We start from the raw sequence: 21351 nt of genomic DNA on the forward strand, positions 1-21351 counted from the left end.
CAAAAGCTCGGCTCTAAGCCCGCTTCGGCGTCAAAGCAGAATCGAAGATGTTGTCTTGCCCGCAGTGGAGTCGGCGACTACTTCTTTCCAGGCTCAGAAAAACTAACGGGACGACTCAAAAGACGACAACACCGCCCGCGCCAACGCCGGCCTTACCTGCCCCACCCAATCCCGATCATTGTCGACCTGCGCATCCACACGCGCAGCTTCAAGCGCGTCGACATCGACGTCCGCGATCGCCCAGACGTCCGCGTCGCCGGTCTCGATCAGCACCCCGTCCGACGGAAACCCCACATCCATCGGCGCGAACAGCCCCGCGCGGCCCGTGTTGACGTCGAGGATCGGTGTCCACGACGCCTCGCCGGCCGTCACTGACTGGACGACGAAACAGCGGTTCTCCAGCGCGCGTGCCAGGCAGCCCACCCGCACGCGCGTCGCACCCGCGGCGGTATCGGTGCAACTCGGCACCAGCAGCAGGCGTGCGCCGGCTTCCCATTGCGTGCGCGCCGGCAGCGGGAACTCGATGTCGTAGCAGACCGCGATGCCGGCGCGCACGCCGCCGAGGTCGAAGACCTTCAGCGTGTCGCCGGGTTCGATCACACCGGTCTGTTTCTCGAAGCCGGTCAGCTGCAGCTTGTCCTGCCAGCCGTGACCGCCCGCCGGCGAGAACAGGTCGGAACGATTGCGGTAGCGGCCACCTCCGATGTCGACCAGGAACGAGCCGGCGACGATGTGCATGCCGGTGTCGTGGGCGATCCCTGCGAACAGCGCGAGCCAGTCGCCGCGGTAGCGCTGGACCGCCGCCATGGAGGCGAGCGTGTCGCCCCGCACGCTGTCGTCGAAGGTCGCGGCCAGTTCCAGTGCGAGGTATTCCGGCAGCACCGCGACCTGCGCACCCAGCGCGGCGGCGTCACCGAGCAGGCGTCTCTGATGTGCGGCGAAGGCGTCGAAATCCGGCGGCATGCCGATCGCATAGCGTGCAGCGGCGACCCTCATGCACTCGCCTCCAGCGGACGGGTCCAGAAGGTCATCGGATGCGCTACATCGCCGACATCGACTTCGTTCCAGCGCAGCAACATGGTCATGCCCGGCTGCCGCACATAGCCGCGTTTGTGCCAGAACACCTCGTTGTCGTGATGCGCGCCGGGACGACGCGGGTCGTCCTCGGCGCGATCGACAGCGGCGAAGGCGGTCAGATCGAAATCGCCAAGCGCGCGCGCATGTGCCTCGCGCAGATCGAAGAACCGGTGACCGATCCCGTGTCCGCGCCATTGCGGCAGCAGCAGCGATTCGCCGAAATAGAACACGCGGTCGACCGCGACATCCTGATCGACGAACGGCGCCTGGAACTCGGCCGTGTCGTCGGCCAGCGGCAGGCCGGTCGACGCGCCGACAACGGTGTCGCCGTCGAAGGCCAGCACAAACACGCTGCGCGACGAGCGTGCATACGCGGCCAGATAGGCGCGTTCGTAGTCGGCGTCGCCCGCATAGAGATAAGGCCAGCCGCGGAACACGGTCATGCGCAACTGCGCGACCGCCTCGAGCCAGGGCTGCAGGGCATCGCCGGACAGCGCGCGCACGGTGAGAGCTGAAGACGTCATGGCGGGAGTTTCGCATGGGTGCAGTCGGCGCTTCGTCTGCACCACGGAACGCAGCGTGGCCGCAGGCAGGCCGGCGGCCACGTGCACAGAACCGTTCGATCAACGCGACGGCAAGGGCGGCGGCGCCGTCGGCGTGGCCGCGACCTGGTACCAGTCCACCCGGCGCGTCACCAGCATGATCGCCGCAAGGATCGCGAACAGCAGGCCGGCGCCCAGCACCAGCGCGTTGTCCTCCGAGATCAGCAATCCGTACAGCGCGGCGTAGAGCAAACCGAGCCCGGCCGCGAAGCCCAGCCCCCGCAGCCGGCTTCGCAGCACTGCGGCCAGATACACGCCGATCAGGCCGATGCAGGCGCCGCTGGCGGCGAGGTAGGCCCAGTCGAACGCGATGTGCTCCGACAGGCCGAGCAGCAGCAGGAAGAAGATCGCCAGCGCCAGGCCGACCAGCCCGTACTGGATGGGGTGGATGCGCAGGCCGCGCAGCATCTCGAACATGAAGAACGCGGTGAAGGTCAGCAGCACGAAGACGATGCCGTACTTGCTGGCGCGGTCGGCCCGTGTGTACGCATCCACCGGGTCCACCAGGGATATGCCGAGCACGTCGACGCCCGCGTCGCCGTGTCCGCGCAGCATCGACGCGGTGTGGGATTCGGCACGCGTGCCGTTGCGGTACTGCAGCTGCGCGTCACTGGCCAGCGACGAGACCGCCCACTCGGCATGGAACCCCCCCGTACCGACATCGCGTGCGCGCGGCAGGAACCGGCCATTGAACTGCGGGTGCGGCCACGGCGAATCCAGCGTCACGGTGTTCTCGTCGGCCAACGGCACCACGGCCAGCGTCTCGGCGCCACTCAGTTCGAAATCCAGCACCGTGCGCAGGCGCACCGGCGCACCGGCCAGGACAGGCTGCGCAAGCAGCGCATGCACGCCGCTGCCACCATCGCTGCCCGCGCCCTGATGCAATGCGACCCCGGCGCCGTCGATCCGCAGCCGCGGCGCGCCGCGCAGGCCGCGCACGTCGGCAATCGTGTAGCCGACCCACGGCGTCCCGATGCGCCGTGGCGGCAGGTCTGCCGCGTCCTCTGGAATCTGCACGTCGAAGTCGGCGGACAGCTGACCGCCGAGCGCGTACATGCGCACATCGTGCAGACCAAGCTGGCGCAGATAGGGCGACATCGTGCCGGTCATCTCCATGGTCTTGGGAAAGAACGTCCATGCACCGCTGCGGTCACGCCAGACGCGGCCGGTCGACCGGCCTTGGTCGTCGGTCTGCTCCACCTCCACGCGCTCGGTATAGGGCACCACCAACACCGGCGCGCTCAGCGTCTGCGCGCCCGCCTCGCTCGAGGCGATGCGCGAGACTGCCGCCGCGCGATGCTGCTCGCGGTCGTGGATCACGGCGCGGATCAGCACCAGTGGTATCAGGATCGCCAGGCTCAAGCCGGCGATGATCAGGATCTTCAGCATCAGTCGCATCGCGACGCTCCGTGTTGGGGTGCGCGCAGATTGCACCCCCTGCGTGGCGGCACGCGGGCGGCTGTGTGAAGCGAACAAGAAGTCTCAGCCGATGGCGGGCAGCGGCAATTCGACGATGGCGCGCGTGCCGCCGCCCTCGCGGTGTTCCAGGCGCACGTCGCCGCCGTGCAGCGCCGCGACCTCGGCGGCGAAGGCCAGCCCGAGACCGCTGCTGCGGCTGCGCCCGCCGGGCCGCGGCAACGAGAAAAAGCGCTCGAACACGCGCGGCAGCGCATAGTCCGGCACGCCGGGGCCCCGATCGGACACGCTGATCCGCAGTCGGGCGCCGTCGCTGAGCGCCTCGACCTCGACCACGCCACCGGCCGGCGAGAACGCGCAGGCATTGTCGACCAGGTTGGACAGCAGCTGCCGCAGCAGGAATGCATCGCCGCGGATGCGTAGCCCCGCCGCATCACCTGTGTGCAGGCGCACCTGCACGCCGCAATCCGCGAACGGCGCCACTGCAGCATCGATGAGGGTGGGCACGTCGATAGCGGTCGGCTGTTCGATCCGCTGGCGATGCTCGACCGCCGCCAGCGCGAGCAGTTTGTCGATCATCTGTGCCATGCGCTCGCTCTGTTCGCGCACGCTGGTTGCGAAGCGCACGCGGTCGGCCTCGGGCAATGGCGATTCGAGCAGTTCCGACGCGCCGCGCACCGCCGCCAGCGGCGCCTTGAGTTCGTGGGTCAACGCGTGCACGTAGCGCTCGACGTACTGCTTGCCTTCCAGCCGCTCGCGCATCGTTTCCAGCGCGCGGCCGAGATCGGCGAACTCGCCAGCGGCATCCGGCAGCGTCGCGCGCTCGCCTGCCGTGACCTTGTCGGCATAGCGCCGCAGGCCGCCAAGCTGGCGCGACAGCCACCAGGCTGCGAGCAATCCGACCGCTAGCGCGGTGCCGAGCAGCACGAAGCCCCAGCGCAGGATCGTACGTTCGCTGCGGGCGATGAACGGCGCGATCGCGCTGTTGGGCTTGGCCACCGTCAGTACGCCGACGACGCGGTTACCGTCGCGGATCGGCGCGGCGACATACATCACCGAGGAACTGTCGTCGTCAGGATCACTGAGGGTGGACCGTGCGCCGTACTGGCCGCGCAGCGTCAGCAGCACATCGTTCCAACGTGAATAGTCGCGGCCGAGATCGCGGCCGGCCGAATCGAACATCACAATGCCGCTGGCATCGGTGACGTAGATGCGGTACTCGGCCTGCGCCTTGCGGAAGCCCCAGATGTTGGCGCCGATATCGCGCTCCCGCAGCGCGCGCACGCGGGCGGCGAAGCGACCGTCATCGATGCGCCCGGCGAGAAAATCATCGGTGGCCAGCTCCGCGAGCACGTTGGCGGTATCGGCCAGCGTGTCCTCCATCGCCTGCCGCACACCCGGCTTGATCTCCTGGGTGAAGACGCGCATCAGCAGGAACGCCGCCAGCGCGACGATCAGGAAATACCCGAGCAGGATGCGCAGCCCGATCCGCACCTCAGTCGATGTCCAGCGAATAGCCAATGCCGCGGTGCGTGCGCAGCGGGTCGATGGCGGGCGCGACCGTGCGCAGCTTTCCGCGCAGCGTCTTGATGTGCGTGTCGACGGTCCGGTCGCCACTGTCCGGCGCATCTTCCCAGACCCGCTCCATCAACTGCATCCGCGACAGCACCGCGCCCGGCCGCGCCAGCAGCGCTGCCAGCAATCCGTACTCGTAGCGGGTCAGATCCAGTGCGCTGCCGTGATAGCGGATCCGGCGGCCGTCGACGTCGTGCTCGAACGCCCCGGCGCGCTTCGCTTCGGGGATTGCCGTCTCGGGCACACCACGGCGCACAACCACACGCACGCGGGCGACCAGCTCGCGCAACGAAAAAGGTTTGGCGATGTAGTCGTCCGCGCCGAGATCGAAGCCGAGCACGCGCTCCGACTCCGCCGCCTGCGCGGTCAGGAAGATCACCGGCAGCGGCGCGTACCGGCGCAGTTCGCCGCACAGCGCGAAGCCGCTGATGTCCGGCAGGCCGACATCGAGGATCGCCAGATCGAATGCGGTCTCGAGCACGGCAGCCCGCGCCTGCTGCCCATCGAGGCTATGGCGCACCGTGTGCCCGTCGGCCTGCAACGCATAGACCACGGTCTCGGCGATCGCGATTTCGTCCTCGACCAGCAGGATGGCGCTCATGGAATCCACGACGTCGGAAGTCGGCGAATCCTAACCTGTGGCGACGAATTGCCGCCGCGTGCGCGCCTCATCGTCCGGTCCTTTGCCCACGAAACGTCAGTCCGCTTGCGGTCCCGGATAAGCTGTCGCAATGAACTATCAACACGCCTTCCACGCCGGCAACCATGCAGATGTCCTCAAGCACATCGTGCTGCTCGCGATCTGCGATGCGCTGACGGCCAAGCCCGCGCCCTGCTTCGCGCTCGACACCCATGCGGGCGGCGGTATCTATCGCCTGCGCGAGGAACGGGCCCGGCGCACCGGCGAAGCCGACGACGGCATCAGCCTGTTGCTCGCCACGGCGCCGAGGCAGCCGCTGATCGCGCGCTATCTCTCGGCGGTCAACGCCTGCCGGGCCGAGCACGGCGCCGATGCCTATCCCGGTTCGCCGTGGCTGCTGGCCCATGCGCTGCGCGAGCAGGACCGCATTGCCTGTTGCGAGACCGAACTCGCCGCGGCGGGCGCGCTGCGTCGCGCACTCGGTAGTGATCCGAGGGTGGCCATCCACAGCGGTGATGGCTATGCGGCGTTCAAGTCGCTGTTGCCGCCGAAGATTGGCGATCAGCGCTTCAATCGCGGTCTGGTGCTGGTCGACCCGCCCTACGAAGCGCAGGCCGCCGAATTCGAAATCGCGCTCAAGGCAATGCGCGAGGGTCTGGCGCGCTGGCCACAGGGCATCCAGATGCTCTGGTATCCGATCAAGCAGCGCCGCACGCTGACGCCGTTCCTGCGTTCGGCCGCGAAACTGCAGACCAAGGCGTCCCTGCTGGTCGAACTTCTGGTCCGCGCCGATGACTCGCCGCTGCGCATGAACGGCAGTGGCCTGCTGATCCTCGATCCGCCCTGGCAACTGGCCACTGCGCTCGCCCCGGCGCTCGACGCGCTCAAAAGCGCGATCGGCGAGGCCGGCGCCGACACCCGCCTGCACTGGCTGCGCGAACCGGCCTGAACGCTGCGCGGCGCGACACCACATGAATGGGGAAACTTCGCGCAACGCGCGCTTTCCCTTCACGGTTCGTGAATAGACGGTCCGGGTAAGGTCGCCCATACCCGTTCAGACCCGACTCTCGATGACTGCACGCAACAGACTCCCGCCGTGGCACGAGGAAATCCGCCTCGCCAATGGCCGCCAGGTGCTGATCCGCCCGATCCGTCCCGCCGATGCCGAACCGCTGCGTGCGTCGTTCGCGTTGCTCGAGCCCGATGAAGTGCGGCAGCGTTTTCTCTACGCCAAAGCGGAGCTCTCGCCGGAAACGGCGAACCGCCTGACCCAGCCGAATCCGAAGTCCGAGTTCGTGCTGGTCGCTGCCGAGCCCTACACCCCGGGCGATGCCCTGGTCGGCGCCGTGGCCCGCGCCGCCGTACTGCCCGGCACGCGCCAGGCCGAGTTCCATATCCTGGTCAGCCATTACGTGGCCGGCATGGGCTTGGGCCGGCACATGCTCCGGCGCCTCGTGCGCTGGGCCAAGGGCAAGCGTCTGGAGCGCATCTTCGGCGATGTGCTGGAAGAGAACGAGCCGATGCTTGCGCTCGCCAAGTCGCTGAGCTTCCAGCAGCAGGCCGTCGACACGCCCGGCATGGTCCGGGTGTCGCTGGAACTCAAGCGCCAGGTCGTCGACACCACGCCCAACGTGCGTCTGGGCTGATCGCCTGATCCCGCCGCGCCTCTTTGCGGCGCGGTCTTCGCAGCGCGATCGCAGTTCCTGCGACGCGCTCGTCTAGACTTCACACCCTGATTCGCGCCGGCCCCTTGGCTTTCGGCGCTGCCGTTGTTTTGTGTTCCGCCATCCGGACCTCTCCATGCCGCACGCTGTCGCCGCTTCGCCTCCCCTGCCCACCGCCGGTCATGCACGTGCATGGTGGCGCGCGCCCGCCAGTCGCAGCGCCTTGGCGTGGGCCGTGCTGCAGGCGGCGCGCACGCACGACGGTCCCCTGTTGTTGGTCGCCCGCGACAACCATGGCGCGCAGCAGCTCGAACACGATCTGCGTACGCTCGGCGGGCCGGACGCCGATCTGCCGGTGGTGCCGTTCCCGGACTGGGAGACCCTGCCCTACGACCGCTTCAGCCCACACCCGGACATCGTCTCGCAGCGCCTCGCCGCCCTGCACCGCCTGCCGTCGCTGAAGCGCGGCATCGTCGTGGTGCCGGTACAGACGCTGATGCAGCGGCTCGCGCCGGTGCGCCATGTCGCCGGTGCCAGCTTCGATCTGGATGTCGGGCAGCGACTGGATCTCGACGCCGAAAAACGCCGGCTCGAAAGCGCCGGCTACGCGCACGTGCCGCAGGTCCACGATCCGGGCGATTTCGCCGTGCGCGGCGGCCTGCTCGACGTCTATCCGATGGGCGCCGACCAGCCCTATCGCATCGAGCTGTTCGACGACGCGATCGAAACCATCCGCGCCTTCGATCCCGAATCGCAGCGCTCGCTCGACAAGATCGCCGCGCTGCGGATGCTGCCCGGCCGCGAGGTCCCGCTGGACGACGCCGCGACCGCGCGCGCCATGGACACGCTGCGCGAGCGCTTCGACATCGACACCCGCCGCAGCGGTCTGTACCAGGACCTCAAGGCCGGCGCCGCGCCGGCCGGCATCGAGTATTACCTGCCGCTGTTCTTCGAGGCGCCGCGGCGCACCCTGCTCGACAAGGGCGAGGCGCCACTGTCGACCGCGACGCTGTTCGATTACCTGCCGGCGAACACGCTGCCGGTCATCGACACCGGCGCGTCGCCGGCCAGCGACCATTTCTGGACGCAGCAGGTCACGCACCGCTACGACCAACTGCGTCACGACATCGAACGGCCGCTGCTGCCACCGGCCGAACTCTGGTTGACGCCGGATGCGCTGCGCGAACGCCTCAACCAGGGCGCGCGCGTCGAAGTCTGCGACGCCGAACATCCGCGCCATGCGCAGGCGTCCGCGCTCGGCGACCAGCCCGCCCCCGATCTGCCCCTCGCCGCACGCGACCACACGCCGGCCGATGCGCTGGTGCGCTTCCTCGGCAGCTATCCGGGCCGCGTGCTGATCGCCGCCGATTCGGCGGGCCGCCGCGAAGCGCTGCTGGAAATCCTGCACGCGGGCAAGTTGCGGCCGTCGGTCCTGCAGGACTTCCCGACGTTCGTCGCCGATCGCGACGCGAAATTCGCGGTCGCGATCGCGCCGCTCGATAACGGCTTTGCGATCGATGCGCCGCAGCTGACGGCACTGACCGAGCGCCAGCTGTTTCCCGAGCGCGCCGCACAGCCGCGTCGCCGCAAACGTGCCGCGCGCGATCCGGAAAGCATCATCCGCGACCTCGGCGAACTCAGCGAAGGCGCGCCGATCGTGCACGAGGACCACGGCGTCGGCCGGTATCGCGGCCTCGTCGTGCTCGAAGCCGGCGGCCAGCCGGGCGAGTACCTCGACATCGAGTACGCCAAGGGCGACCGCCTGTACGTGCCGGTGTCGCAGCTGCATCTGGTCAACCGCTACTCGGGCGCGTCGCCGGAAACCGCGCCGCTGCATTCGCTCGGTGGCGAGGCCTGGACCAAGGCGCGCAAGAAGGCCACCGACAAGGTCCGCGACGTGGCTGCGGAACTGCTGGAAATCCAGGCCAAGCGCCAGGCGCGCGCCGGACTCGCGCTGGAAGTCGATCGCACGATGTACGAGCCATTCGCGGCCGCGTTCCCGTTCGAGGAAACGCCGGACCAGCACGCTGCGATCGAGGCAATGATCCGCGACCTCGGCTCCAGCCAGCCGATGGACCGCGTGGTCTGCGGCGACGTGGGCTTCGGCAAGACCGAAGTCGCGGTGCGCGCCGCGTTCGTCGCCGCCGCGGCCGGCAAGCAGGTCGCGGTGCTGGTGCCGACCACCCTGCTCGCCGAACAGCACTACCGCACGATGGCCGACCGCTTCGCCGACTGGCCGATCCGCGTCGAGGTGCTGTCACGCTTCAAGAGCACCAAGGAGATCAAGACCGAGATCGGCAAGATCGCCGACGGCACGCTCGACATCATCGTCGGTACGCACCGCTTGCTGCAGCCCGACGTGAAGTTCAAGGATCTGGGCCTGGTCATCGTCGACGAGGAGCAGCGCTTCGGCGTGCGCCAGAAGGAAGCGCTGAAAGCGCTGCGCGCGAACGTGCATCTGCTCACCCTGACCGCGACGCCGATCCCGCGCACGCTCAACATGGCGATGGCCGGCCTGCGCGATCTGTCGATCATCGCGACCCCGCCCGCGCATCGCCTCGCGGTGCAGACCTTCGTCGTGCCCTGGGACGACGCGCAGCTGCGCGAAGCCTTCCAGCGCGAACTCAGCCGCGGCGGCCAGGTGTATTTCCTGCACAACGATGTCGAGAGCATCGGCCGCATGCAGCGCGAGCTGGAAGAACTCGTGCCGGAAGCGCGCATCGGCATCGCCCATGGCCAGATGCCCGAGCGCGAGCTCGAGAAGGTGATGCTGGATTTCAACAAGCAGCGCTTCAACGTGCTGCTGTGTTCGACGATCATCGAGTCGGGCATCGACATCCCCAACGCCAATACCATCATCATCAATCGCGCCGACAAGTTCGGTCTCGCCCAGCTGCACCAGCTGCGTGGCCGCGTCGGTCGCTCGCACCATCGCGCCTACGCGTATCTGGTGATCCCCGACCAGCGTTCGATCAGCAGCGATGCGAAGAAGCGTCTGGAAGCGATCGCGTCGATGGACGAACTCGGCGCGGGCTTCACCCTGTCGACCCACGATCTGGAAATCCGCGGCGCCGGCGAACTGCTGGGCGAAGGCCAGAGCGGGCAGATGGCCGAGGTCGGTTTCAGCCTCTACACGGAGCTGCTGGAACGCGCGGTGCGCAGCATCAAGCAGGGCAAGCTGCCGGACATCGACGATGTGGACGCACGTGGCGCCGACATCGAGCTGCACGTGCCGGCCCTGATTCCCGAGGATTATCTGCCCGACGTGCACACGCGCCTGATGCTCTACAAGCGCATCAGCAGCGCGCGCGACATCGACAAGCTGCGCGAGCTGCAGGTCGAGATGATCGACCGCTTCGGCCTGCTGCCCGACCCCGCCAAGCATCTGTTCCAGATCGCCGACCTCAAGCTGCAGGCGACCGCGCTCGGCCTGCGCAAGCTGGATCTCGGCGACAAGGGTGGCCGCGTGCAGTTCGTCGAGAAGCCGAAGGTCGATCCGATGGCGGTGATCCGCCTGATCCAGGGGCAGCCAAAGCACTACAAGATGGATGGGCCCGACAAGCTGCGCATCACCCTGGAGTTGCCGGATGCGGAGACGCGCATCCAGGCCGCTCGCGGGTTACTGATCGCGCTGGCGCCTTCGAGCGCTGCCTGATCGGCGCGTGATCGGTTTCTGTAGGAGCGCGCTCGCGCGCGATCGGGCGCTACCGTTAATGCCGGATCGCGCGCAAGCGCGCTCCTACAGGTTCGTATCGAGCACTACTGGCTACGTGGCGCTCAGCGCGTCGATTCTTCTGCTGCCGACGCGCGGACACCCTCGCCGATCAGATCGGCAAGCCGCGCGTAGTCGCCGCCGAAGTGATGACCACCAGGCAAGGTGCGCACCGTGACGTGGCCCGGCGGCAACGAGGCGCAGGTCGCGTCGCTGTCGCCCTCGCCTTCGATGCACAACGTGCGGTCGGCCGACAGACGCAGCACTTCCGGCGCGATCTCCAGCGCATCGTCGTCGCCGGCCGACAGCCAGTTGCCGAGGTGGAACTCGAACGAGGCGCGCTTTCCCAGCCCCATCAACACGGTGTGTGCGACGGTCGCGCGCGTCGAGATCGGCAAGCGGTTGACCGCGAACGGCAACACGTCCGCGCCCTGCGAGTAGCCGATCAGCAGCACCCGCGGGCGCTGCCAGCGCATGGCGTACGCACGCACCACGCGGTCGAGATCACGGGCCAGTCCGTCGGGCGTCCGCGCAGACCAGAAATAGCGCAGTGAATCGAAACCGACGACCGGAATGCCGCGCGCGGCGAGCGCGGCAGCAACTTCTGCATCGAGGCCCGCCCAGCCACCGTCGCCGCTGAGCAGTACCGCGAACACCGGTTGCGCCGTGCCGGTTGTGGGCACTTCGACCAGCGGCAGATCACGCACGTCAGCCGGCGGCGGCGCAAGCTGCGTGCGTGCCGACGCGGTGGCGAATGCGCGCACGGCAGCGACCAGTGGCGGCACTTCATGACCATGCGCACGCACCGCGGCGCCGTTGATGGCGGCGACGAACGCCTGCAATTCCGGCAGTTCGCGCACATCGCCCAGTGCCAGCCACGGCGTCGCCAACGTTTGAACCGCCTGCAGTGCCACGGTTTTCTGCACCGGCGTCGATGCATTGAACAACGTGCCCGCACCCTTGCATGGCGGCTTACCGAGCGCGAGCGGCGGCAGCGCACCGCGTGTGATCACGCCGGCAAAGACGCCGCGATCCGCCTGCGCGGCCATCGCATAGCCGATCGCGGCGCCGTCGCCCTGCCCGACCAGCACAGGCGGCCGGTAATCCGGCAAGCGCGCGTAGCCCTGCAGCCAGTGCGACAGATTCTCGAGGTCGCCATCGGGAAATGCGCAGACGCCGGCGTCCTTGGCGAATGCGGCCTGCAGATGTTTCACGTCGATGGAGGCCACCAGCGCGCCTTCGCGCGCGAGCGCAGAAGCGGTCGCGGCGTCATGTCCTGTGCCGAGCAGCAGCACGGTATGCGTCGCCGGCTGCGCCGGGCGGGTCAGCGCGATGTCATGGAAGAAACCGTGACTGACCCGCTCCTGCGCAGCCGCAGGAAACCCGAACGACAACGCGAACACGCAGATCCACACCAGTCTCATTTCGACAGCACGCCGCGATAGCCACCGGCGATCAACGCCGCGGCATCGGCCAGCACCAGCAACGGCGCAACGCCACCGGGCGTGGCCAGATAGCGCGCATTCCACTGCGGATCGAACTTGTCCTTGAACGCGCGCAGACCGCGGAAGTTGTAGAAGTGCTCGCCGCGTGCGAACAGCAGCCGGCCCATGCGATGCCAGTTAGGCGCCAGTGCATGCGCGGCCATGCCCGACAGCGGCGCCATGCCGAGACCGAACTGCACATAGCCGGCGTCCGACAGGTACTGCAACACGCGCGCGAACAGGAAATCCATCGTGCCGGGCGGCGCATCGGGGAGATGCCGCATCAGGTCGATGCTGGCCTCGGCCTCGCCAGTCGCGGGATCGCCGGCAACGAGCAGGCTCGCGAAGGCGATGATCCGCTCGCCGTCACCCACCACCGCCACCGGATTACGCGCGATGTAGGCCGGATCGAACGCGCCGATCGAGAAGCGCTTCTCTGCAGCGCGATGTTCGCCGAGCCAGGCATCGGACACCGCGCGCATCGCCGGCAGCGCGGCCGGCACATCGACGGCGTCGATGATCGCGAAGGTCAGCCCTTCGCGCTCGGCGCGGTTCACCGCGGTGCGCAGATTGCCGCGGCGCTTGCCCTGCAGCGAGAAGCCTTTCAGCGGCACGCTGGCATACTCGCCGAGCTTGAACAGCCGCAGGCCGGCGTCGAGATACAGCGGCAGCGCGTCCTGACCGACCTGATAGAAACAGCCGCGCGCACCGGCATCGCGCGCGTGCTCGAGAAACCGCCAGACCAGCTCGGGCCAGGATTCGCGCGGGCCCACCGGATCGAACAGCGCGATCCACGAGCGGCCCTGGCGGCCGTACATCAGGAACGCATCACCGGCTTCCGAGAACAGCAGGTGCTTGTCACCGGTCAACACCAGACCCGCGTCGGCCTGCGACTGCATGCGCAGAATCGCCTGCGCCCGCGCGAGCTGCGCGGCATCGGGCAAGGGCGGTGCGGGCATGCCCGGCCGCACCAGCTGGCGCAGCGCCAGCACCAGGGCGACCACCGCGACCGCCACCATCGCGCGCAGCGAACGCGGCGCCTCGCCCGACACCGCGAACTGCCACCACAACTGGTGGCCGTAGGCGACATCGCGATAGGCGAAGAACAGCAGACCCGTGACCGCAACACAGATCACCGCCATCGCCAGCAGCCAGCCACCGGTGAACGGCACGGCGAGCAGCGACGCCCGACGCTTGAACGAACGCCGCGACGCCAGCAGTGCGAGCAGCAGGGCCGACAGCACGACGGCTTCGGTCAGTGCCAGTCCCTTGGGCAAGGCGAACAGCAGCGCGAGTGCGACCAGCACCACCGCGGCCCACCACGCCGCATCGAGCCGACGCAGCAACGCGCGGGCGACGAACAGCAGCAGCACGCCGATGATCGAACTCAGGAAATGCGCCGCCTCGACCAGCGGCAGCGGCAGCACCTGCAGGGCCTGCAACGCGCGACCGGTCGCCGGCGTCGCGCCGGAGACCAGCAGCATCACCGCCGCGACCAGCGTGGCGGCGGCGAGCACGCGTGGCGCGAGGCCGGACAGGAACCGTCGTGCCGGCGTCGCCAGCTGCCCGGTTTCGTGGGCGATCAGCACGCCCAGCGCGATCACCAGCGGCAATACGTAATAGACAAGCCGGTACAGCACCAGCGCACCCGCGAGTTCGCCCGCCGGCACGCTGCTGCCGAGCGCGACCAGCATTACCGCCTCGAACACGCCCAGGCCGCCGGGCACATGGCTGATGACGCCGATCACGACGGCCGCCGCATAAAAGCCGAGGAAGGTCGCAAAGCCGACCGCGCCCTCGGGCAGCAGCAGCCACAGCACGGCCGCCGCAGCGGTGATGTCGAGCACCGACAGCGCCAGCTGCGTCCACGCGAGCCTGGGCGACGGCAGCCGCAGACGCCCGATGCGATCGCGCACGTGGCACAGCGCCAGCACCACCAGCACCGCACCCATGGCCGACGCGCCGCAAATGGCGACTGCCCATGCCGGGAGATACAGCAGCGGCGCGAGCGCGGCGGCGTCCCACCACAGACCGGCGCCGCCGACTGCGCAGGCGCCGAGTCCGAACACCAGCGCATTGAAGACGATGGCCCGCGACACGGCGGCCGGCTCCACCCCGGCCGCGCCATAGAGCCGCATCCGCACTGCGCCACCGGTGAACACGCCGAGTCCGATGGTGTTGCTCAGCGCATAGCCGACGAAGGCGGTCTTGGCGATGGTGCGCGGCGGCACGCGGGCGCCGACATAGCGCAGCGCACTGGCGTCGTAACCGACCAGCGCGGCGAAGCTGACGGCGGTCGCCAGGACCGCGAGCGCGATCCGCACGCCGGGCGTGGCTTCCATCGCGGCGACGATGTCGTCATAGCGCAACCCGTGCCAGAAACTGCGCAGCGCGAACACCAGTAGCGTGCCGATGCCCAGCACGCCGGCGACGATCACGATCCGACGCAAGGCGTCGGCATGCGCGAGCACGCAGGCAGTCACTGCCTGCAGCGAACGTCGGGACGACACCGCCATGCGAACCCCTCGCCTGCGCCCCGGCACGATTGCGGGGCACGATGGCGGCGGAGCATACACCCAGCCGTGCTGGCGTCAGAGCGACCGCCATACGGCATTCAACGTGGAGATGGGGGATGCCGGCATGCCTGCGCCGTGGCCGCGGCCGCGGCGGTGGGCGCCCCCGTCACGCCGCATCACGCGCAAACGCACTCCCGCAGCGCCGGCCCCGCTACGGCGTGAGCGCTCAACCGACGTGCCGCACCGATTTCGGCGCGAAGCCGCGTCCTACAGCCGTGAGAACGACCACGACTGCATGCGTCCGCCGCGATAGGGCATCACCCCATGGAACGCGCGCGGATCTGCATCGAATACCAACGGCAGGAACTGGCGATCGCCTTCCCACAGCGGCAGATCGAGGATGCGGTCGACGTCGATCCACTCCAGCGTGCCTTCGGGGTTCGAGGTCATCGGCGTGCCCTGCCAGGCTTCGATGACGAACAGGAAGCCCAGCCAGTCCTCGCCGTGCTTGCCGAAACCCGGCCAGCTGATCGTGCCGCGCAGCGTCATCGCCTCGCAGGTGATGCCGGCCTCTTCCATGATTTCGCGGCGCATGCCGGCGACGACGTCCTCGTCCGGCTCGACCTTGCCGCCAAGGCCGTTGTACTTGCCGAGGTGATGATCACCGGGTCGCGCATTGCGATGGATCATCAGCACCTGACGGCGATCGGGCGAGAGCACGTAGCCGAGGGTGGCGACGATCGGGGTGTAAGGCATCGGGATGCGGTCGAGGACTTCGGAAGCCCACCATTGTAGCGAGCCGATCGTCTGCGGCCGTCAGCCGCGCATCGCGCGCATGCGATCCAGCACCGACTTCAACGCCAGCGGACGCACCGGCTTGGGCAGCAGTGACAGTCCGGTGGCGAGCGCATCGCTGCGCACCGCACCGGTGTCGTCGGCGCTGACGATCAACGTCGGACGCGCGCCGAAGCGCGCCGCCAGTCGCGCGTGCAGTGCGATGCCGGTGTCGCCATCGTCGAGGTGGTAGTCGAACACCCACAGGTCGGCCGCCGTCTGCGCCAGGGCACGCGCGGCCGCGTCGCCATCGGCGACCGCATCGACGCTGCAGCCCCAGCCGCGCAGCAACGTCGCCAGGGCCGCGAGCGCGGCGGCATCGTTGTCGACGACCAGCACGCGCGCGCCGGCCAGTCCCGCCCGGGTCGGCGGCGGTGCGACGCGATCGGCATGCGCGCCCGCGCCCGTGATCGCGAACACCGTCCCGTGCCCGGTGCGGCTGCGCAGCGCGATCGGTGCATGCAGGAGGTGCGCGATGCGGTCCGCGATCGCCAGCCCCAGACCGAGCCCCTGCCCCGCTGCGCCTTCGCCACGCCGGAACTCCTCGAAGATCATGGCCTGCTGCGCATCGGGAATGCCCGGGCCGGTGTCGTGCACCTCGACGCGCACCTGCCCGCCTACGCGCCGGACACCGATCAGCACGCCACCGCGCGGCGTATAGCGGACCGCATTGCCGAGGAAGTTCTGCAGCACGCGCCGCAGCAGTTGCGGATCGCTGTCGACCCAGGCGCGGCTGCGCACGTGGCGGAACGACAATCCGCGCTCGGCAGCGAGCGCGGCGAACTCGGAGGCCAGCGGTTCGAGCACCTCGGCCAGCGGAAACGCACGCGGTTGCGGCACGAGGCCGCCGGCCTCCAGCCGCGACATGTCGAACAGGCCGGTCAACAGATCGCTGGTCGAATCGAGCGCGCCGCGAATCTGCCGCAAGCGCGGTTCGACATCGCCCGGCAACTGCTGCGACAGCGCATCGGTGAACAGCTGCGCGGCGTGCAAGGGTTGCATCAGGTCGTGACCGACGGCGGTCAGGAAACGGGTCTTGGCGAGGTTTGCGCGCTCGGCTTCGCGGCGTGCCTGGTCGAGGCTGTCGGTGCGCTCGGCGACGCGCTGCTCCAGCGTCTCGTTCGACAGACGCAGTGCGTGTTCGGTGCGCCGGAACGCGGTGACGTCGGTGAAGGTCGCGACGAAGCCACCACCGGGCATCGTATTGCCGCGGATCTCGATGACCTGCCCAGCCGCAAGCGTGCGCTCGGCGACGTAGGGCGTGCCGGCGCGCATGTGGCGCAGGCGTTTGCCGACCTCGGCCTCGACGTCGACCGCCCCGATCAAGCCGCTGCCGACGTTGTGCCGTACCAGCGTCGCCACTTCAACGCCCACGCGCAGCAGCGAGGCCGGATAGCCGAACAGTTCCGCGTAGCGCGCATTCCAGGCGACGAGGCGCAACTGTTCGTCGACGACACTGATGCCCTGGGTCATGTTCTCCAGTGCGGCTTCGAGCACGCGCTGGTTGAAGCGCAGGTCCTGCGAGGCCTCGCCGACGATCGCGGCGACGGTGTCGAAATCTGGGCCGGCATCTCGGCGCGCGGCGTCCAGCAGCAGCCGCGCCGACGCTGCACCCAGCACTGCGGAAAGTTCGCGCTCCATCCGCGCCTGCACGCGTCGCGGTACCGGGCCCTGGGCGGGCGCGTCCTGCAGCAGCTCGTCGACGCGCGCGCTCGCCAGAAAACGCCGGCCGGCGCTCGCCAGGGTCTGCCGGCTCGCGCCGGGACGACGCCGACGCGCGGCCGCAGTGTCGGGCGAGTGGCGCAGCGACAGCAGCAGGGTCAGCGCGACGCCGACGAACAGGCTCGCACCGACCGCGCGCCCGAGCCGGCTCCAGCCGGTCAGTCCGAACAGGCCATCGGGCGACAACCACGCGAGCGTGACCGGCCAGGCCTGCAGCCAGGTCGACGCGTCGCCGACGAGCATGGGGACAAGCATCACCCAGGCCCAGGCGGCGAACGCCGCCAGCACGCCGACCAGCGCGGCGAACGGCGGCGTCTGTGGGCGCAGCACCGCGAAGCCGAGCGCCGGCACCAGCGTGGCCAGCGCCGAGAACGAGACCGCGCCGACATCGGCCAGCGCATCGTTGCCGCTGACCATGCGGCTATAGATCCAGCCGAGCAGCATGATCGCGACGATCACCCCACGCCGCAGCATCAGCAGCGCGCCGCGATGATCGTCGCCGTCCCCGCGCGACCATGCGCCGCGCAACAGGCCTGGCGCGAACCAGTGGTTGCCGATCATCAGGCTCAGCGTCAGCGTGCTGACGATGACCATGCCGGTCGCCGCACTCAGGCCGCCGAGGAATACCACCAGCGCGAGCCCTTCCTGCCCCATCGCCAGTGGCAGCGCGAGCGCGTACATGTCCGACGACACCGAATCGCCGAGCAACGCACTGCCCGCGCGCGCCAGCGGCAGCATCGGCAGCGCGATCAGCAGCAGGTACAGCGGAAAGCGCCAGCGCGCCGCACGCACATGCGATTCGTCGCGGCATTCCACGACACCGACATGGAACTGGTGCGGCATGATGCACATTGCCGCGGCGCCCAGCACCACGAGGGGCACGAATCCACTGGCGCCACCGACCGGCGGCGTGACGACAGGCGACGACGCGAGTTCGGGTAGACCGCGCAATCCGAACCAGACGAACAGGCCCAGCGCGAGCATCGCCGCGAGCTTGAACACCGACTCGAAGGCCATCGCCAGCACAAGGCCACGGTTGTGTCCCGCGGCGCTCGCGCGGCGCGTGCCGAACAGCATCGTGAACAGCGCCATCGCCAGCGCGACGTACAGCGCACTGTCCTGCCACGGCGCGACCACGTCCGCCAGCGCCTGCGGACGGCCGAGTAGCGTGGCGTAGCTCATCGCCACCGCCTTGAGCTGCAGCGCGATGTAGGGCACCAGACCCAAGGCGACGACCAGTGTCACCGTCGCCGCCAGCCAGGCATCACGCCCGAGTCGCGAGGCGATCAGATCCGCCAGTGAGGTCGCGTTGCTGTCGCGCGCCAGCCGCACCAAACGCAGCAGCACCGGCCAGGCCATCACGTGGAACAGGATGGCGCCGAGGAAGGTCGGCGGTAACGGCCAGCCGTAGCGGGCGGCCTGGGTGACCGTGCCGTAGAAGGTCCACGAGGTGCAGTGCACCGCGAGCGACAGCACGTAGATATCGCGCCAGCGCGAGCCGAGCGCATGGGGATGCCGCTCGCCGTACACGGCGACAGCGAACATCACGGCCAGCCACAGGGCGACCGCTGCGACAACGACGCCGACACTCAACACGTGCGTGCGTCCCCGATCGTGACCTGCGGAAGCTTCATGGTGCGTCTATCCCCCGGATCGCGGCGAGGATAGCGCAGCTTCCCCACGCATCACCCCGTAGGAGCGCCCTCGGGCGCGATGGGCACCGCGTAGCACCGCGTAGCACCCGATCGCGCGCAAGCGCGCTCCTGCAGAGGGGATCAGAAGTTGTAGCGCACCGACACATACCAGTTGCGCGGCCAACCGTAGTACGCGGTCTGGATGTTGCCGACGCTGGCGAACTCCTGGCCTTCGACCTTGTAGGTCTTGTCGGTCAGGTTGCGCACGCCGGCGCGCACCTGCCACACGTACTGCGGCGAATCCCAGACGCCGTAGGCGCCGACCAGGGTGTAGGCGTCCTGGCTGAGGTTGACGCGGTTGTCGACCGACAGCCAGGTATCGCTGCGATAGGACACGTCACCGCCCACGCTGATCTGGCCGCCGTTGGCGAGTGGAAAGCCGTGCTGCAGGGCCACGCGCGCGGTCCATTCCGGCGAGAACGGCACGTGGTCGTGATTGACGCTGGGATCGAAGCCCGGGAACGACGGATCGAGGCGGAAATCCTCGAAGGATTTGTACTGCGCATCGAGATAGCCGACCTGCGCGCTGAGCGTCGTGGTCTCGCCGAGCAGCGCCGTGCCTTCGAACTCGATGCCCTTGATCTCGAGCTCGGCGGCATTGAGCACCGGGAACGTGCCGACGTCCTGCGACACGCGCGCCTGGAAATCCTTGTACTCGCTCCAGAACGCGGCGACGCTGCCGCGCAGGCGGTTGTCGGACGAGCTGCCTTTCATGCCGAGCTCGTAGGTCCAGACAAACTCGGGATCGAAGTCAGGTGCAGCAGCGTCCGCGGCGCTGTTCGCACGGCCGTTGAAGCCGCCCGACTTGAAGCCGCGGTTCGCCGACACGTAGCCCATCAGATTGTCGGAGAATGCCTTCTGCAGGCTCACCGACGGTGTCCATGCGGTCCAGCTCTTCTTCGCGCTGAAGGCCACTGTTTCGCCGAGCGCGGTGAACGGCACGCCCCAGAATGTGCTGGTGCTGCGGTCGTAGTCCTTGGTGTCGCGCGTCCAGCGCAGGCCGGCGGCCAGCGTCCAGGTCGGCACGAATTCCCAGTTGGCATGGGCGAACGCGGCGATGCTCTCGGTGCTGAGGTCGTCGCCGATCGTGCGCAGGAACGAGATCGGCACGCCGGCGAACGCGAACAGGTCGTCGGCGTAGGCCTCCTGGTAGGACGGCACGTCCTCCTTCATGTAGTACACGCCGAACGTCGTCTGCAGGCTGCGGCCGTTGTCGAGCTGCAGCTGGAATTCCTGGCTGAACTGGTTCTGGTCCAGCGCGACCAGCACGTCGCCGAGTTCGAACTCGGACGCGTCGATGTCGATGAAGGAATTCGTTTCCAGCTCGCGGTACGAGGTGATGCTCTTGAACAGCGCGGCATCGCTGAGGTCCCACTCGGCGGCGAGCGATACACCGGAGTGCTTCAGCTCCTGGCCCTGGTCGGGGCGGAACGAGGTGCGCGCGGTGAAGTCGAACTCGCCGGTCGGCGCGGGCAGCAGGGTCACCGTGCCCAGCGCGAGGTCGGTCCGGCGCAGCGGCGCGGTCGGCTGGCCGAGCGACAGCGCGGCATCCTGCTTGGTGTGGTCGATCGACAACGTCGCGCGGAACGCGTCGGTCGGCTGGAACGCGATCTTGGCGCGCAGCGCGCGGGTGTCGTCGTCGTTGTAGTGGCGGCCGCTGTCGCGGTCGCGGATGAAGCCGTCGTGGTTGAGCCAGGCGCCGGCGATGCTCGCCGCGACGGTGTCGCTGAGCTGGCCGGACACGTAGAAACGGCCCTCGGCGCGGCCGTGGTCACCGCCGGTCAGCTCGACCGCGCCGCCGCTGTCGTCGAAGGGATTCTTGGTCGTGACCTTGATCGCGCCGCCGGTCGAGTTCTTGCCGTACAGCGTGCCTTGCGGGCCGCGCAGCACTTCGACCTGCTGCACGTCGAACAGCGAGAACAGTGCGCCGTTGATGCGCGAGTAGTAGACGTCGTCGACGTACAGGCCCACGCCGGGATCGAAGGTCTGCAGCGCGTCGGGCTGGCCGATACCGCGGATGAAGGCGTTGACGCTGTTGGCCGAGCCGCGGCCCTGCACGATGTTGAGGTTCGGTACGGCGCCCTGCAAGCCGTCGATGTTGTTGGCCTGCAGGTCTTTCAGCTGTTCCTCGCCGAAGGCGCTGACCGCAACCGGCACGTCCTGGATCGATTCGCTGCGGCGACGCGCGGTCACGGTGATCGCATCGAGCGTCGTGGCCGCGTTCGATTGCGCGGCGGTCGTCTGCGGCGCCGCCTGCTGGGCGTGGACCGTCGGCATTGCAAGACCGAGGCCGATGGCCAGACCGAGTGTCGAATACCGAGTCATGTTGCGCTTCATGTGTCCCCTCCCACGGGTCGCCAGGTCGTGCGGCACGCTGCCGCCCGACGGCAAGACTAGGGAGCGCACGCCGCGGGC

The 21351-nt window shown here is 68.7% G+C and carries 13 protein-coding genes; 3 read left to right on the forward strand and 10 right to left on the reverse strand.

What is annotated here, in order from left to right; translation table 11 throughout:
- Positions 1-102 precede the first annotated feature (102 nt).
- From J2W68_RS08650 to creB, 5 genes are all read right to left on the reverse strand, one after another.
- Positions 103-996 carry a carbon-nitrogen hydrolase family protein gene (locus tag J2W68_RS08650; RefSeq protein ID WP_310234652.1) on the reverse strand — a complete coding sequence of 298 codons (894 nt, stop codon included), beginning with the start codon at positions 994-996 and terminating at the stop codon, positions 103-105.
- Positions 993-1601, reverse strand: a complete 609-nt coding sequence (locus J2W68_RS08655) for a GNAT family N-acetyltransferase (RefSeq protein WP_310234654.1) — start codon at positions 1599-1601, stop codon at positions 993-995. Before J2W68_RS08655 ends, J2W68_RS08650 begins: the two co-directional genes overlap by 4 nt.
- 99 nt (positions 1602-1700) lie before the next feature.
- Positions 1701-3077 carry a cell envelope integrity protein CreD gene (gene creD / locus J2W68_RS08660; RefSeq protein ID WP_310234656.1) on the reverse strand — a complete coding sequence of 459 codons (1377 nt, stop codon included), beginning with the start codon at positions 3075-3077 and terminating at the stop codon, positions 1701-1703.
- 84 nt (positions 3078-3161) lie between these two features.
- Positions 3162-4589, reverse strand: a complete 1428-nt coding sequence (gene creC, locus J2W68_RS08665) for a two-component system sensor histidine kinase CreC (protein WP_310234658.1) — start codon at positions 4587-4589, stop codon at positions 3162-3164.
- Position 4590: 1 nt separating this feature from the next.
- Positions 4591-5271, reverse strand: a complete 681-nt coding sequence (gene creB, locus J2W68_RS08670) for a two-component system response regulator CreB (RefSeq protein WP_310234661.1) — start codon at positions 5269-5271, stop codon at positions 4591-4593.
- A 130-nt stretch (positions 5272-5401) separates the two neighbouring features.
- Here creB and J2W68_RS08675 point away from each other — a divergent pair, with 130 nt between their 5' ends.
- The 3 genes from J2W68_RS08675 to mfd all read left to right on the forward strand — a co-directional run bounded on the left by J2W68_RS08675 (position 5402) and on the right by mfd (position 10629).
- A complete protein-coding gene (locus tag J2W68_RS08675; RefSeq protein ID WP_310234663.1) occupies positions 5402-6259 on the forward strand; it encodes a 23S rRNA (adenine(2030)-N(6))-methyltransferase RlmJ in 858 nt (285 codons plus the stop codon).
- Positions 6260-6380: 121 nt separating this feature from the next.
- Positions 6381-6956 (forward strand): GNAT family N-acetyltransferase, encoded by a 576-nt coding sequence (locus J2W68_RS08680; RefSeq protein WP_310234665.1) that lies wholly within the window; start codon positions 6381-6383, stop codon positions 6954-6956.
- Positions 6957-7110: 154 nt separating this feature from the next.
- Positions 7111-10629 (forward strand): transcription-repair coupling factor, encoded by a 3519-nt coding sequence (gene mfd / locus J2W68_RS08685; RefSeq protein ID WP_310234667.1) that lies wholly within the window; start codon positions 7111-7113, stop codon positions 10627-10629.
- 122 nt (positions 10630-10751) lie between these two features.
- On the opposite strand, the gene J2W68_RS08690 is transcribed toward mfd, so the two are convergent.
- The 5 genes from J2W68_RS08690 to J2W68_RS08710 form a co-directional block, all read right to left on the reverse strand.
- A complete protein-coding gene (locus J2W68_RS08690; protein ID WP_310234670.1) occupies positions 10752-12110 on the reverse strand; it encodes an AcvB/VirJ family lysyl-phosphatidylglycerol hydrolase in 1359 nt (452 codons plus the stop codon).
- Entirely contained in the window at positions 12107-14686 is a 2580-nt protein-coding gene (gene mprF, locus J2W68_RS08695; RefSeq protein WP_310234673.1) for a bifunctional lysylphosphatidylglycerol flippase/synthetase MprF, read from the reverse strand. The genes J2W68_RS08690 and mprF overlap by 4 nt, the downstream gene beginning before the upstream one ends.
- A 267-nt stretch (positions 14687-14953) precedes the next feature.
- A complete protein-coding gene (locus J2W68_RS08700; RefSeq protein ID WP_310234675.1) occupies positions 14954-15442 on the reverse strand; it encodes an NUDIX hydrolase in 489 nt (162 codons plus the stop codon).
- A gap of 60 nt (positions 15443-15502) precedes the next feature.
- Complete coding sequence (locus tag J2W68_RS08705) at positions 15503-18838, reverse strand: PAS-domain containing protein (RefSeq protein WP_310234677.1); 3336 nt, start codon at positions 18836-18838, stop codon at positions 15503-15505.
- Positions 18839-19017: 179 nt separating this feature from the next.
- Positions 19018-21273: a TonB-dependent receptor gene (locus J2W68_RS08710; RefSeq protein WP_310234679.1), complete on the reverse strand. Its 2256-nt coding sequence runs from the start codon at positions 21271-21273 to the stop codon at positions 19018-19020.
- Positions 21274-21351: the final 78 nt, after the last annotated feature.

Source organism: Luteimonas terrae (genome assembly GCF_031457535.1).
Taxonomy (GTDB): Bacteria; Pseudomonadota; Gammaproteobacteria; order Xanthomonadales; family Xanthomonadaceae; genus Luteimonas; species Luteimonas terrae_A.

Bases quoted from the DNA above. Each gene is read 5' to 3' on its own strand.
- J2W68_RS08650 (WP_310234652.1), bottom strand. From the start codon at position 996: ATGAGGGTCGCCGCTGCACGCTATGCGATCGGCATGCCGCCGGATTTC.
- J2W68_RS08690 (WP_310234670.1), bottom strand. From the start codon at position 12,110: ATGAGACTGGTGTGGATCTGCGTGTTCGCGTTGTCGTTCGGGTTTCCT.
- J2W68_RS08675 (WP_310234663.1), top strand. From the start codon at position 5,402: ATGAACTATCAACACGCCTTCCACGCCGGCAACCATGCAGATGTCCTC.
- mprF (WP_310234673.1), bottom strand. From the start codon at position 14,686: ATGGCGGTGTCGTCCCGACGTTCGCTGCAGGCAGTGACTGCCTGCGTG.
- J2W68_RS08710 (WP_310234679.1), bottom strand. From the start codon at position 21,273: ATGAAGCGCAACATGACTCGGTATTCGACACTCGGTCTGGCCATCGGC.
- J2W68_RS08680 (WP_310234665.1), top strand. From the start codon at position 6,381: ATGACTGCACGCAACAGACTCCCGCCGTGGCACGAGGAAATCCGCCTC.
- mfd (WP_310234667.1), top strand. From the start codon at position 7,111: ATGCCGCACGCTGTCGCCGCTTCGCCTCCCCTGCCCACCGCCGGTCAT.
- creD (WP_310234656.1), bottom strand. From the start codon at position 3,077: ATGCGACTGATGCTGAAGATCCTGATCATCGCCGGCTTGAGCCTGGCG.
- creB (WP_310234661.1), bottom strand. From the start codon at position 5,271: ATGAGCGCCATCCTGCTGGTCGAGGACGAAATCGCGATCGCCGAGACC.
- J2W68_RS08655 (WP_310234654.1), bottom strand. From the start codon at position 1,601: ATGACGTCTTCAGCTCTCACCGTGCGCGCGCTGTCCGGCGATGCCCTG.
- J2W68_RS08700 (WP_310234675.1), bottom strand. From the start codon at position 15,442: ATGCCTTACACCCCGATCGTCGCCACCCTCGGCTACGTGCTCTCGCCC.